Origin of the sequence: Acinetobacter sp. RF14B (assembly GCF_006864105.1) — a bacterium.
Classification (GTDB): domain Bacteria; phylum Pseudomonadota; class Gammaproteobacteria; order Pseudomonadales; family Moraxellaceae; genus Acinetobacter; species Acinetobacter lwoffii_C.
On sequence record NZ_SMTB01000001.1, the window covers coordinates 68,668 to 82,996 of the forward strand.

Genomic DNA, 14,329 nt, shown 5'->3' on the forward strand with positions numbered 1-14,329 from the left:
ATCCTTATTATTTAGCGTTCGACTTTCAATACAGCTAAGAACGCTTCTTGCGGGATTTCAACACTACCCACCTGTTTCATACGTTTCTTACCTTCTTTTTGTTTCGAAAGCAGTTTCTTCTTACGCGAGACGTCACCACCATAACATTTTGCCAATACGTTTTTACGCATCGCTTTTACGGTTGAACGAGCAATAATTTGTGCGCCAATGGCCGCCTGAATCGCCACATCGAACATCTGACGCGGAATCAGGTCTTTCATTTTTTCAACCAGGGCAATACCACGATGACGGGCATCCTGACGGTGACAAATCATGGCCAGCGCATCAACTTTTTCACCATTGATCAGGACATCCACTTTCACCAGTGATGAGCTTTCAAAACGCACAAAGTTATAGTCCAGCGAAGCAAAGCCGCGTGAACACGACTTCAATTTATCAAAGAAATCCATGACCACTTCAGCCATCGGGATTTCAAAGGTAATGGAAACCTGATTACTCATGAACTTCATGTCTTTTTGTACGCCACGGCGCTCCACACACAAAGTCATTACGTTCCCTAGATACTCTTGAGGCACCAGAATATGACACTCAGCAATCGGCTCACGCAGGTCTTCAACGGTTGTACCATCCGGCATTTTTGAAGGGCTGTCGATATAGAGGATTTCACCGTTCTTCATCACCGCTTCATAAATGACCGTCGGTGCAGATGAAATCAGGTCCAGATCGTATTCACGCTCTAAACGTTCCTGTACGATCTCCATGTGCAGCATGCCCAAGAAACCACAGCGGAAACCAAAACCAAGTGCATCTGAACTTTCCGGTTCAAAAAACAGTGCCGAGTCATTGATCTGTAGTTTCTGCAAAGCTTCACGGAATGGTTCAAAGTCACTGGCATCAATCGGGAAAAGCCCCGCATAGACCTGTGGTTTCACCTTTTTAAATCCGGGTAATATTTCAACTTCTGGTGTGGTCGCCAAGGTAATCGTATCCCCGACTGGTGCACCAAAAATGTCTTTAATCCCTGCAATGACGAAGCCAACTTCACCCGCTTCCAAAATGTCGGTTTCAGTATGTTTTGGATTAAAGATACCTACCGACGTAATGATGTGCGTTTGCCCTGTTGATTTCATCAACATCTTGTCGCCTTTACGCACACGACCCTGCTTGATCCGAACCAGAGAGACAACGCCCAGATAGTTATCAAACCATGAGTCAACAATCAGCGCCTGAAGGGGTGCCTCGCGATCACCTGTTGGAGGTGGAATCACATTGACCAGAGTTTCCAGAACACCTTCAATTCCCAGACCCGTTTTCGCTGAACAGGTTGGAGCTTCTGTCGCCTCAATGCCAATAATATCTTCAATTTCCTGAATCACACGTTCAGGTTCAGCCTGCGGCAAGTCAATCTTGTTAAGGACTGGCAGTACTTCCAGACCTTGCTCAATCGCAGTATAGCAGTTGGCTACAGACTGGGCTTCTACTCCCTGTGCGGCATCCACCACCAGAAGTGCCCCTTCACATGCTGCCAGAGAGCGTGAAACTTCATAAGAAAAGTCCACGTGTCCCGGAGTGTCAATAAAGTTCAGCTGATATTCCTGACCATTTGGATGCGTATAGTATAGCGTCACGGAGGTGGCTTTAATGGTAATCCCACGTTCGCGCTCTAGCTCCATTGAATCAAGAACTTGGGCCTGCATCTCACGATCCTGCAAACCACCACAAGTTTGAATAAAACGATCTGCAAGAGTCGATTTACCGTGGTCGATATGCGCAATAATCGAGAAATTACGAATATTTTTAATATCAACAGATTTTTTAGCTTGCGCCATGGGCTACCTTGAGAAAAAACGTGTCATGCAATTAAAAAAGATACTGCACAACAAAAACCGAATAGAAATTGCCGAGGATTATAGCAGAATGATGATACAGAAAAAGGATTATCTTTTCCTGCTTTTAAGTCGCCACTCCGCCCTGCTGATTGTTTACTGTGGCAACTCAAGCATATGTTTTTGCTGTTCAGATCACTTGTGCTTGAATGAGCCAGTAACCCAGATCATTTTTCTTGATAAAAACCCTGCTTTCAGGTCGTAGCAAGCCACTTAAAATATCTCGGATCTTTATGATTCAGTCCGCTCGGCAGAATAACAAAACCTATCTGGTTTAAAAGCGAATCAGGCAGTCTCTATGCAATAAGATTGAGAAAAATCAAGCGGATTTAGCTCAGCAGAAATAGGCTGATAAGCCTGGGTAAAGCTTGGTGACATACGTTTGGGACGCCCGGTCTCGATTTCTATACAGGCCCACTGGGTACTTCCTGTAAATAGCAGAGTCTGATCCTGAGGACGGTAAAATGCATATTGTCTGAATAAATACAAGGCATTTAGATCATTCAGCCAGGTCCTTAAAATAATCTTGTCACCCTCAAAGGCAGCTTTCCGGTATTGCACCTGATGTTGCACTGCGACCATGGCATGTTTAAGTTGTAGGTACTCTTTGAGTCCCAGCCCCAAATGCTCGATATGTGCTGAGGCTACATCCTGCATCCATTGCACATAAACCACATTATTAACATGCCCCAAAGCGTCAATATGCTCGTTTTTTACCTCTAAGACCTGATCAAAAATACCTGACACTTTTTATTTGTCCTTTCATTCAATTGTTCTGGCTTGCCTCAGTCTACAGAAATTTTCACTGGGGTAAATTGCAAAATATAAAAACCGTCTTCACTTAAAGACGGTTTTTAAATAGAACTTCTTAACTTCAGGAAATACGCATTCCCACTATTGCACGCTGTCCCTGACGGATTAAGGTCACCCGTGCAACTGTGCCTTTTTTCAACTCTGAAACAGCTTCAATAAAGCCATTGGTATCCTGTATCGGTGCATTATTGACCTGGGTAATGACATCATTCGGCATGATCCGGGCTTGAGCTGCAATTCCGCCCGGGCGTATATCCTGAATCACCACCCCTCCTTTAATTTCCAGCCCAGTCAGTTCCGCCGGGGTCAGATTCCGGATGGTCACCCCCAAGATCGGGCCTTTGGAAGGCCGAGCTGGGGTAGCCGTTTTGGCTGGTGTATTGTCTGGAGCGGTGACTAAAGTTGCCGCAATTTGACGGCGTTTATCATCACGTAACACTTCCAGTTGAACGCGTTGTTTTGGGGCAGTACGGTTCAGGTAATTCAGCAACTCGCTGGTTCTTGAAATAGAGGTTCCATTATATTTTAGAATCACGTCTCCAGGGCGTAGTCCGGCCTGAGCTGCCGGAGAGTTTGGCTCGACCTGGGTCACCAGCGAACCTTCCGGTTTAGACAGCTTATAAGATTCCGCCAGAGTACGGTCAATGTCCTGCAAACTGACTCCCAGATAGGAACGGGTCACTTTTCCGTTTCGTTTTAACTGCTCTGCAACCTCCATGGCCACATCGATCGGGATTGAAAAAGACAGCCCCATATAGCCGCCTGTACCACTAAAGATCCGTGAGTTGACCCCCACCACTTCACCGCGTTGATTAAATAATGGCCCCCCGGAGTTCCCCGGGTTTAAGGCTACATCAGTCTGAATAAACGGAACTGCCGTTTCTCCCATCATGTTTCGCATTTTGGCGCTGACAATCCCGGCAGAAGCCGAATAGTCAAAACCAAAAGGAGAACCAATCGCCAGCACTGGCTCCCCTACCCGTAAACGGTCTACATCGCCCGTGCTTAATTGGGGGAAATTAGCACCCTGTACTTTAAGTAGGGCAACATCTGTCCGCTCATCACTTCCGACAACCGTGGCATCAATTTCACGGCGGTCATTTAAAGTAATGGTCACTTTGGACGCATCTTCAACTACGTGATGATTGGTCAGCAAATAGCCATCCTTACTGATAAAGAAGGCACTTCCATAGCCGGTTTTTTCCTGTGGCATCCGTGGCTGTGGAATAATCACCTGATTGCCAAAAAAGCGCCGTAAAATTTCAGGCACTTGTTGCTGCAAGAGCTCTTCTTCGCTCATTTTCTTGACAACATTGACACTCACCACAGCCGGGCTGACCTGCTCGACCAGATTTGAAAAGTCTACAGGGTTAGCAGCCTGTAGCTGGGCAGCACTCAGAGTGACAGTAGCTGCAAATAATCCTTTTTTTAAGTCCAGAATTTTCATATAAATTATTCACTCAAATTGTTGATAAATTTATGTAAATAGGTTTTATCATAAACATCATTGGTTTTAAGTAACAATATGTTCACATATCAGAATACTGCTATCTTGGTTTTTTTACTGCATTAAGTTAAGGCTTTTATTAGTTTTTTTGATCAATAAATCTGTATTTAAAAGCTTGCCTTTTATGCAAAAAAGCGCTGTCATTACCAGACTTCTTTTAAATTAGCTGATGGACATGTCTAATTTACATCTCACCCATCATTTTGACGTGATTATTGTAGGCAGTGGCGGCGCCGGCTTAAGTTTAGCATTATCGTTGCCAGAACATTTTAATATTGCAGTACTCGCAAAATCCAGTCTTACGGATGCCAGTACCTTCTATGCCCAGGGCGGCGTAGCTGCCGTACTGGATGAAACTGATTCAATTCAACAGCATATTGATGACACCATGATTGCAGGAGTCCATTTGTGTGAAATGGACGCGGTTAAACATACCGTCGAAGGCGGCAAGCCTTCTGTCGATTTCCTGCTTAAGCATGGGGTGCAATTTACACTGGATGAACAGGAGCAGCTGCATTTGACCCGTGAAGGCGGCCACTCCCAACGCCGTATCATTCATGCAGCGGATGCCACCGGACGCGCAATTTCCACCACATTGGTACAGCGCGCCCAGGAAAAAGACAATATTACGATTTTTGAAAACTATATTGCCATTGATCTGATCTGCTCACAGAAACTTGGTCTTGCAGATCAGGCCAACCGTGCGCTCGGCTTATATGCGCTGGATGAAAAAACAGAAAAGGTACATACCTTTTTAGCACCTTTTACCGCCCTCGCCTGTGGCGGTGCGATGAAGGCTTATCTTTATACCTCAAACCCGGATATTGCAACCGGTGATGGGATTGCCATGGCTTACCGGGCAGGCTGCCGTGTGGCCAATATGGAATTTAACCAGTTCCACCCCACCTGTTTATATCATCCCCAGGCACGCTCCTTATTAATTACTGAAGCCATGCGTGGTGAAGGCGCCTATTTACGTTTACCGGACGGTGAGCGCTTTATGCTGCGCTTTGACGAGCGGGCTGAACTGGCGCCCCGAGATATTGTGGCGCGTGCGATTGACTATGAAATTAAACGTCTCGGGATTCGTCATGTCTGGCTCGACATTACTCATAAAGATGCAGATTTTGTCAAAACTCATTTTCCGACACTGTATACACGCCTGCTCGAACTTGGCATTGATATTACCCAAGATATGATTCCGGTTGTTCCAGCTGCGCACTATACCTGCGGGGGCGTTGTGGTCGATGAAAACAGCCAAACCGACATTCAGGGCCTGTATGCAATTGGAGAAACCTCTTATACCGGCTTACACGGTGCTAACCGAATGGCCAGTAACTCTCTTTTAGAATGCTTTGTATATGGCATCAGTGCTGCCCGACATATTGAAACGCATTTTGAGGGATCTTATCAGTCCCCTTCGGTGCCCGCTTGGGATGATTCACAGGTCACCAACCCGGATGAAGATGTGGTCATTTTGCAGAACTGGGATGAATTACGTCAAACCATGTGGAACTATGTCGGTATTGTCCGTACGACCAAACGTCTGCAACGTGCGCTACACCGCATTGAGATGCTTAAAAAAGAAATCGCAGAATATTATCAGGGCTATCAGGTCAGTAAAAACCTGATTGAACTGCGTAATCTGGTTCTGGTTTCAGAAATGATTGTACGTTGTGCCATTGAGCGTAAAGAATCGCGGGGCTTGCACTTTACTCTGGATTATCCGCAGCTTTTACCAGAACTACGCAAGACGGTGCTGATTCCACCGAACTTTAAAGTAGAGCAGGTGCTGGTCAATACCGCAGAAGCTTAAAGAGGATTTAAGCTTGTATAAAAAAACCGGAAACAAGTTCCGGTTTTTTATAGCTGATTATGCTTGCACTGCAAAAGCCGGCTGAGGTGGCACAGAATAGGTTCCGGTTACATGCGCGACCGGCTGTTCCTGATCAACTGAATAGATCCAGACCTCGCCAACGATCAGTACCCGGCCGACTTTCATTAATTTACATTCTGCCCGCAAGTTCACGCCACCCGAAGGTTTACGTAAAAAATTAATATTCATATTGGTAGTGACCGCTAAACCGACCAGACCGATCTCTCCCAAGATTGCAACATATAAGGCAAAATCCGCCAGCGTCATCATTGTGGGTCCAGAAACGGTTCCCCCTGGACGTAATTCCTGCTCGCCAACCCGATACAGCATCGTGGCACCGCAAGGAACAACGGCTTCAATCTCACATTTTTCCAGACTCTGAGGAAACTCCTGCTCCAGAAACTGAATAATTTCTTCTCGTGTACTTTTCATCATATTTAATCTTCCTGATTTCTTACACTATAGAAGATTTTGCTGGTAAAAATCGAGGGAAAAACCAGATCAAAAGTATAATTGAAAATTACTTATTTCAGATACTGAAAGGCCTGCTCAAATACCTGATCAGGCAGCAAAGTAGCATCGAGACGTTTGATCCGTTCAGGATAACGCTGCCATAAGGTCGCATAACCTGTTCTGACTTTTTCAAAGAAAGTCATTTTTTCTTGTTCAAAGCGATCCAATGCTCCGCGCTCGCGGGCACGCGTCATCCCCAGTTCAATCGGAGCATCCAGCCAGAACGTCAGATCAGGCATGTGTGCTACAAAGCTTTTATTCAGCAAATTCAGCTTATCTTCACTCACGCCACGTCCCGCACACTGATAGGCAAAACTGGCATCAGTAAAACGATCACATAGAACGGTTTTACCGGCAGACAAGGCAGGCAGAATGACCTGTGCCAAATGCTGGGCACGTGCAGCATACATCAGCAACAATTCGGTATCATGACACATGGCCTCATCATGATTAACACTGAGCAATAAAGCCCGGATTTGCTCTGCCATGGGCGTACCCCCCGGCTCACGGGTCAGAATGACTTCTTTGCCTTGTGCCATCAGATCAGCATAAATTCGATGAATGAGCGTCGTTTTGCCTACCCCTTCTGTGCCTTCAAAGCTAATAAACATACTCATTCCTTATTTTTCGAGCGTAAAACGGTAAGGTATTCCTGCACAGCTTGGTTATGCTCTTGCAGATTGCTACTGAACTTGTGTCCGCCATTGCCTGTAGCAACAAAATAAATATTTTGTGAGTTATCCGGATGCATGGCAGCCTCAATGGCTTTCTTACTTGGCAATGCAATCGGCGTTGGCGGTAAACCTGCCATGGTATAAGTATTATAAGGCGTTGGGGTACGCAGATCTTTGCGGGTAATATTGCCAGTATAGGCATCGCCCATACCATAAATAACCGTCGGGTCGGTTTGCAGACGCATGCCCATGTTCAAACGGCGTACAAACACACCAGAAACCTGTTGCAGCTCACTATCAACACTGGTTTCTTTTTCAATAATCGATGCCATAATCAGCGCTTCATATTTATTCTGATACGGCAGACCTGATGCGCGTTTCTCCCAGGCTTGATCCAGTGTTTTGATCTGTCGCTGATAAAGATTAGTCAAAATTTTGCGGTCAGTTTCACCTTTGGCAAAGAAATAGGTATTTGGCGCAAATAGCCCTTCAGGATGCGAAAAGGGAATATCAAGTTCCTTGAGCAGCTGTTCAGTAGGCAGGTGCACCACTTCCTTGGTGACCAGCTCATCTTGCTTTAAAGCATCAATTAACTGTTTGAAGGTGGTGCCTTCAATCACCAGAATACGGTTCATCTGGGCATTTTCAGCATTGGAAATCATCTCCATCACTTCACGCATACTCATGCCTTGACGGATTTCATACACCCCGGCCTTCATGGTGTCATGAATCATAATGCGCTGATAAAGCTTTAAAACAAGCGGAAAGCTGACCTGTCCCTCTTTTGCCAGACGATCAATAAAACCCGAATAGGTCTCACCTGAACCAATCGCCAATAGCTGTTTTTGCCCCTCGACCGGATAGGCTTTCCATAGACTGCTTTTCAGGATCAGGCCGAGAACCAGCATGATTCCGATCAGCACTAAGGCGATCCCGTTTAGAAAACCTGTCGAGTTGGTTTTATTTGTCTTTTTACTGCTGGACTTGGAAGCTGACATATTAATACGACATCTGATTCAATCGAAGACGGTTAAAAAGTTCAATACAAGCATCTACATTTAAAGCGCGTTGCTCAAATTGAGTGGCAATTTTCATCGGGCTAAGTGCATTACAAAAAAACAGACTATCAATATGTGGAATTTCATCTATTTCCACATCACGTTGCTGACAGACGATTTGCTGCTCTTGCATCCGTTGCATAATTTCTGCACGCATAACACCGAAGACGCCATTATAACGAAGTTTCGGCGTGACCCATTGATTGTTTATACGAATGAAGCAATTACTGCTCACCCCTTCAACAATTGCCCCCTGTACATTGGTCACCAAGGCTTCAGGCCAAGCGCGTAAATCCGCTTCCTGCTTGAGTAAGACCTGTTCCAGCCGGTTCAGGGTTTTTAGTCCGACCAGATTTGGCATACTCAGACCTATAGCCTGCTGTAGCACGCCGCTCTGAATCTGCTCATAACTAAACTCTGATACGGCTTGGGGATAATAAAACATCCACAGGTCCGCAGGATGGTCTGGCAGGCTATAACCTCGCTGACCAATACCACGACTAAGTACGATTTTTAATGTGCCATTCAGTGCAGTTTCTGATTCAAGCAAGACCGCTAGGCTTTTTGTAATCAGCCCCAGATCAACATCTAAGCTTAGTTTTTGCTGGCTCATTCTTAATCGCGCCAGATGACGTTCAGCTAACTCAATGCGATTGTGCCGGATGCGGGCTGTGCTAAAACAGCCATCTCCATAATGAAAGGCACGATCTAACAAATCTATATTATTGACAATTTGAGCATTTCTTAAACATAGCATCCTTAGATCGCCTCTTAAGCCTTAAAGTGAGGTAGTGAAATTATAAGCCTAGTCCCGCTATCTCTGTTACCCAGCTTACATTGGTTTTTCATTATTTTTTATACAAAAATATCACGCCATATCCGCCTCATCTAACCAAAACCAAAGAAGCCGAGGTCGGCATACATCTTCAGTAATTAACAAGCCCAAGGAACTGGCAGCACTCCTGTCAGTCAGGACAGGAAATATACCTGCAAAAGTTTGCCTGAATATTTTTGATGAACCAACTTACAAATTGTACGACAACTCGAATCAAGAATTGAGTCCATGCTGGAAAAAACTACCGATCCAATGATTCATTTTAACCATCGGATACTGGTTCTGATCAAGCATTGCTCTTCGCAATATAAAGGTATCGAAGTAAGACAGTCCTGCACTCAAGTCATTAAAAGCGCCCATCCTTCAGAAAAAATAATGCCTGAACTCAGGGACAAAAATAGCAATTAGACCAATATCGGGACTTGGATGAGAGAGTCACAAGCAATCACGTAAAAGCCTGACTCATCTGGTCACTCAGTCAGGCTTTTTTTATAAGCGTAGACTCATGACCACAACTTAAGTGCTTATTATCTCTTTTTTTCATATTGAATTCATTTTTAGTTATTTTTTATGCATAGCTAATAGGATTATGCTGCGCTTAAGTTACAAAACATAGAAAAGAGCGGGGATGCAGATGAGCATTGTACAGACATTAAAACTTGGGGTTTTAGCTATAGCGATTTCGGCAAGCTCTTTTAGTGTGATAGCACAGGATTTTCTTAACGTTTCTTATGACCCAACCCGGGAACTGTATGAAGAGATCAATAAAAATTTCAGCAAATACTGGGAAAGCCGTACCGGTCAGAAAATTAATTTTAAACAGTCGCATGGCGGTTCAGGCAAACAGTCACGTGCTGTGCTGGATGGCTTAGAGGCAGATGTTGTTACTCTCGCACTGGCAGCCGATATTGATGTGCTGGCAAAGAAAGCCCAGCTGCTACCCACAGACTGGCAGAAAAAATTACCGCACAACTCAACCCCATATACCTCGACAATTGTCTTTCTGGTTCGTAAAGCCAATCCCAAAGGGATTCAGGATTGGGATGATCTGGTTAAACCCGGCGTGGCCATTATTACGCCAAACCCAAAAACTTCCGGCGGCGCACGCTGGAACTATCTTGCTGCCTGGGCTTGGGCCAAACACCAGAAAGGTGGCAATGATGCCAAAGCCCGCGATTTTGTGCGTCAAATATATAAGCAGACCAAAGTTCTGGATTCAGGTGCACGTGGTGCAACCACGACTTTTGCTGAACGCGGTATCGGAGATGTCTTGCTGACTTGGGAAAATGAAGCACATTTGGCCTTGCGTGAACAGCCCGGCAAGTTTGAAATTGTGACGCCCTCTCTTTCTATTCTGGCTGAACCACCGATTGCTATTGTCGAGAAAAATGCCCAGGCAAAAGGCAATAGCTACCTGGCCAAAGGTTATTTGAATTTCCTCTATTCTCCATTAGGTCAGGAAGTTGCAGCAAAAAACTATTACCGTCCGCGCAATAAGGCAGTACTTAAAAAATACCAGCAGACTTTTAAGCCACTAAAACTGGTGACGATTGAGCAGGAATTTGGCGGCTGGACTAAGGTACAACAGACCCATTTTGAAAATGGCGGAATTTTCGACCAGATCGTCAAAGCCAATCAAGCGAAATAACAACTCATTACTTTTAAGGAGCATCGATATGACACATACGCTTATTGTTCCAGGTGTGGGTGGGAGTGAATACTGCCACTGGCAGACATGGTTACAACATCGTCTGATGCGCTGCTCCCGGGTACAGCAAAAAAACTGGCATCATCCTGTCCTGAATGAATGGGTGGCCGAGTGTGTCAAAACCCTTCAAGCCATTCCAGATGATGTGCAGATTGTAGCGCATAGTTTTGGCTGTCTGACCAGTCTGGCGGCCCTTGCCCGGTATCCCGAACTAAAGGCCAAGATTAAAAATCTGGTGCTGGTTGCACCTGCCAATCCGGCACGTTTTGGGGAAAATGGGTTTGCAGATGACAGCCTGACGGATTACCGCGCCTATTTTCAGCAACTCAAGATTCAGGTGCCGACTCGCTTATTGATCAGTGAAAATGATCCTTGGCTGAGTTTTGCAGATGCCCTGCAACTTGCCAAAGCCTGGAACATCAAACCGATTAATTTAGGTCAGGTCGGCCATGTCAATGTCTCTTCCGGTTTTGGGCCTTTTCCTGAAATTGAACAATACTTAATTTCAGAAAAGACTATGCCACATATCAGTAAAGCTGATGACTGCAAGTATTTATTTAAATTTGCATTTTAGATGCTGCTAACTATGCTTGTGCCAAATTTGTTTTCTAATTTTCGCTGGTCAGCTTCCACCAGCATTCTCTCTTTTGAGGAGTAATCATGTCGCAGCGATCCCGAGTGCTGCCAGGATTTGGTCTTTCTCTAGGCTTTACCCTAGCGTATTTATCATTAATCGTTCTAATTCCGCTTTCTGCCGTTTTTATTAAATCACTGGGCATTGGCTGGGATGGCTTATGGGAAATCCTGAGCTCTGAACGTATTTTAAAATCATTACAGCTAAGCTTTAGTGCCGCCATTATTGCAGCACTGGTCAATGTGGTTTTCGGCCTGTTACTGGCATGGTGTCTGGTACGTTACAGCTTCCCGGGTAAACGCATTATAGATGCTCTGGTCGATTTACCTTTTGCCCTGCCAACTGCAGTGGCGGGTATTGCCCTAACTTCTTTATATGCACCGACCGGCTGGATTGGTCAGTATCTTGAGCCACTTGGAATTCAGGTGGCCTATACACCAATTGGTATTACCCTGGCTTTAATCTTTATCGGTTTGCCTTTTGTGGTGCGTACGGTTCAGCCGGTTCTGAGCGATCTGGAAACCGAGCTGGAAGAAGCGGCATCTGCGCTGGGTGCCAACCGTTTGCAGATTGTTACTAAAATCATCTTCCCGATTTTATTGCCAGCGTTAATTACCGGTTTTGCCTTAGCATTCGCTCGCGGTGTCGGGGAATATGGTTCGGTCATTTTTATTGCGGGTAACCAGCCATTTGAAACGGAAATTGCGCCCTTAATGATCATCTCCCGTCTGGAAGAATATGATTATGCCGGTGCCACCACCATTGCGGTGGTCATGCTGGTATTGTCTTTTGTAATCTTGTTCCTGATTAACTTAGTCCAAGCCTGGGCCAGCCGTCGTACCGGGAGAACTGCGCGATGAGTTTAAATACCAACAGCAATGCGCCGGCTGAAAAACTACAATCACGCGATGCGACTCGAGAGCCGACCTGGGTGCGCTATACCCTGATCACGATTGCCATGATTTTCTTCCTGAGCTGCCTGATTTTGCCTCTGGTTTTAGTCTTTGTAGAAGCATTTAAACAAGGGGTCGGGGTGTATGCCCAAGCTCTGGTACATCCAGATACCCTGTCTGCCGTGAAGCTGACCTTACTGACTGCCGCAATTGCAGTACCTATGAATGTGGTTTTTGGTGTAGCGGCAGCCTGGACTGTGGCGAAATTTAACTTCCGTGGCAAATCGATATTAACCACCATCATTGACATGCCGTTCTCTGTATCGCCGGTGATTGCAGGTTTGATGCTGGTCCTAATTTTTGGCAGTCAAGGCTGGTTCGGCGGCTGGTTGATGGATCATGACATTAAAGTTTTATATGCAGTACCTGCCATTGTCTTGGCCACAATCTTTATTACTGTACCTTTTGTGGCACGTGAGCTGATTCCGCTAATGGAAGCACAAGGAACTGAAGAAGAAGAAGCAGCGATTGTACTGGGTGCATCGGGCTGGCAGACTTTCTGGAAAGTCACCCTGCCTAATATCAAATGGGGGCTGATCTACGGCGTGATTCTGTGTAATGCCCGTGCAATGGGTGAGTTTGGTGCCGTATCGGTCGTCTCCGGTCATATTCGCGGTGAAACCAATACCTTGCCACTGCATGTCGAAATTCTCTATAACGAATATACCTTTAGTGCTGCGTTTGCTGTGTCCTCACTGCTGGCTTTCCTCGCGATTATCACCCTGATTTTAAAAACCTGGGTGGAGCTGCGTCAGGAACGACAAAGCAAACGTAATGAAGATTCAACAGTTTCTTAAGGAATGCCCACATGAGTATTCAAGTTAAAAATATTGAAAAACACTTTGGTGCATTTCATGCACTGAAAAATATCTCCCTCGATTTTCCAGATGGTCAGCTCGTTGCACTCCTGGGTCCATCGGGCTGTGGTAAAACCACCCTGCTGCGGATTATTGCCGGTCTGGAATCGGCCGATGGCGGTCAGGTTATTTTAGAAGGCCAAGATGCAACCCGGGTACATGTGCGTGAACGTGAAGTGGGCTTTGTATTTCAACACTATGCCCTATTCCGCCATATGACGGTTTTTGACAACGTCGCTTTCGGTCTGCGTGTACGTCCACGTTCCACTCGCCCTTCCGAAGCAGAAATTAAAAAACGTGTTACCCGTTTGCTGGATCTGGTTCAGTTAGGTTTTCTGGCTGACCGTTATCCGGCACAGCTCTCTGGCGGCCAACGTCAACGTATTGCTTTGGCACGTGCTTTAGCGGTTGAGCCACGTGTCCTGTTACTGGATGAACCCTTTGGTGCGCTGGATGCCAAAGTGCGTAAAGAACTGCGCCGCTGGCTACGCACCCTACATGATGAACTGCATATCACCTCTATTTTTGTGACTCATGACCAGGAAGAAGCGCTTGAGGTAGCAGATCAAATTATTGTAATGAACAAAGGTAATGTCGAGCAAATTGGTTCACCGCGTGAAGTCTATGAAACTCCAGCCACACCCTTTGTATTTGACTTTCTGGGACAGGCCAACCGCTTTGAAGGACAAAATCATGGCGGTATTTTACAACTGGGTGAGGACCGCATCCAGTTTGATGCCGCCAAACAGTCAGCCCAAGGCAATGTCATTGTTTTTGCACGCCCCGATGAACTGCGTATACATGCGCAGCCGCAGGACAATGCCATTCAGGCGACTTTCTTGCGTGAGGTCTGGATTGCTGGCAAAGTAATTGCTGAGCTCACTGATCGTCAAGACAACCTGATTGAAATTTCTTTGACCCCAGAAGAAGCCAGAGCACATCAGTTCAGACCAAATCAGACCGTTTGGTTAAGTGCATTAAACCTGCATTTGTTTGAAAATCAGGTCGCTTAAGA

At 45.7% G+C, this 14,329-nt stretch carries 13 protein-coding genes; 6 read left to right on the forward strand and 7 right to left on the reverse strand.

Going from position 1 to position 14,329, the window contains the following annotated elements; translation table 11 throughout:
* Nucleotides 1-11 precede the first annotated feature (11 nt).
* The 3 genes from lepA to E2K52_RS00330 form a co-directional block, all read right to left on the reverse strand.
* The gene (gene lepA / locus E2K52_RS00320) at nt 12-1,829 is read right to left on the reverse strand and encodes a translation elongation factor 4 (protein ID WP_151203015.1); all 1,818 of its coding nucleotides are present in this window, start codon (nt 1,827-1,829) and stop codon (nt 12-14) included.
* Nucleotides 1,830-2,171: 342 nt separating this feature from the next.
* The gene (locus E2K52_RS00325; RefSeq protein ID WP_151203016.1) at nt 2,172-2,633 is read right to left on the reverse strand and encodes an acyl-CoA thioesterase; all 462 of its coding nucleotides are present in this window, start codon (nt 2,631-2,633) and stop codon (nt 2,172-2,174) included.
* Nucleotides 2,634-2,760: 127 nt separating this feature from the next.
* A complete protein-coding gene (locus tag E2K52_RS00330; RefSeq protein ID WP_151203017.1) occupies nt 2,761-4,146 on the reverse strand; it encodes a Do family serine endopeptidase in 1,386 nt (461 codons plus the stop codon).
* A gap of 229 nt (nt 4,147-4,375) precedes the next feature.
* On the opposite strand from E2K52_RS00330, the gene nadB reads away from it, so the two are divergent.
* Nucleotides 4,376-6,022: an L-aspartate oxidase gene (nadB, locus tag E2K52_RS00335; RefSeq protein ID WP_161981112.1), complete on the forward strand. Its 1,647-nt coding sequence runs from the start codon at nt 4,376-4,378 to the stop codon at nt 6,020-6,022.
* A gap of 57 nt (nt 6,023-6,079) precedes the next feature.
* Here the strand turns inward: nadB and E2K52_RS00340 are convergent, their stop codons facing one another.
* The 4 genes from E2K52_RS00340 to pabC form a co-directional block, all read right to left on the reverse strand.
* Nucleotides 6,080-6,514, reverse strand: coding sequence for a PaaI family thioesterase (locus tag E2K52_RS00340; RefSeq protein WP_171478779.1), 435 nt, complete (start codon nt 6,512-6,514; stop codon nt 6,080-6,082).
* A gap of 92 nt (nt 6,515-6,606) precedes the next feature.
* The gene (gene tmk, locus E2K52_RS00345; RefSeq protein ID WP_151203020.1) at nt 6,607-7,206 is read right to left on the reverse strand and encodes a dTMP kinase; all 600 of its coding nucleotides are present in this window, start codon (nt 7,204-7,206) and stop codon (nt 6,607-6,609) included.
* 2 nt (nt 7,207-7,208) lie between these two features.
* On the reverse strand, nt 7,209-8,267 hold the full coding sequence (gene mltG, locus E2K52_RS00350) for an endolytic transglycosylase MltG (protein ID WP_151203021.1): 1,059 nt from the start codon (nt 8,265-8,267) through the stop codon (nt 7,209-7,211).
* Between the two features lies 1 nt (nt 8,268).
* Nucleotides 8,269-9,084 (reverse strand): aminodeoxychorismate lyase, encoded by an 816-nt coding sequence (gene pabC / locus E2K52_RS00355; protein WP_151203022.1) that lies wholly within the window; start codon nt 9,082-9,084, stop codon nt 8,269-8,271.
* 712 nt (nt 9,085-9,796) lie between these two features.
* On the opposite strand from pabC, the gene E2K52_RS00360 reads away from it, so the two are divergent.
* From E2K52_RS00360 to E2K52_RS00380, 5 genes are all read left to right on the forward strand, one after another.
* Entirely contained in the window at nt 9,797-10,810 is a 1,014-nt protein-coding gene (locus tag E2K52_RS00360; protein WP_151203023.1) for a sulfate ABC transporter substrate-binding protein, read from the forward strand.
* A 28-nt stretch (nt 10,811-10,838) separates the two neighbouring features.
* Nucleotides 10,839-11,444 (forward strand): alpha/beta hydrolase, encoded by a 606-nt coding sequence (locus tag E2K52_RS00365; protein ID WP_151203024.1) that lies wholly within the window; start codon nt 10,839-10,841, stop codon nt 11,442-11,444.
* 86 nt (nt 11,445-11,530) lie between these two features.
* Nucleotides 11,531-12,364 (forward strand): sulfate ABC transporter permease subunit CysT, encoded by an 834-nt coding sequence (cysT, locus tag E2K52_RS00370; RefSeq protein ID WP_151203025.1) that lies wholly within the window; start codon nt 11,531-11,533, stop codon nt 12,362-12,364.
* Complete coding sequence (cysW, locus tag E2K52_RS00375) at nt 12,361-13,254, forward strand: sulfate ABC transporter permease subunit CysW (RefSeq protein WP_151203026.1); 894 nt, start codon at nt 12,361-12,363, stop codon at nt 13,252-13,254. Before cysT ends, cysW begins: the two co-directional genes overlap by 4 nt.
* A gap of 11 nt (nt 13,255-13,265) precedes the next feature.
* On the forward strand, nt 13,266-14,327 hold the full coding sequence (locus E2K52_RS00380) for a sulfate/molybdate ABC transporter ATP-binding protein (RefSeq protein WP_151203027.1): 1,062 nt from the start codon (nt 13,266-13,268) through the stop codon (nt 14,325-14,327).
* The last annotated feature ends 2 nt before the right edge of the window (nt 14,328-14,329 follow it).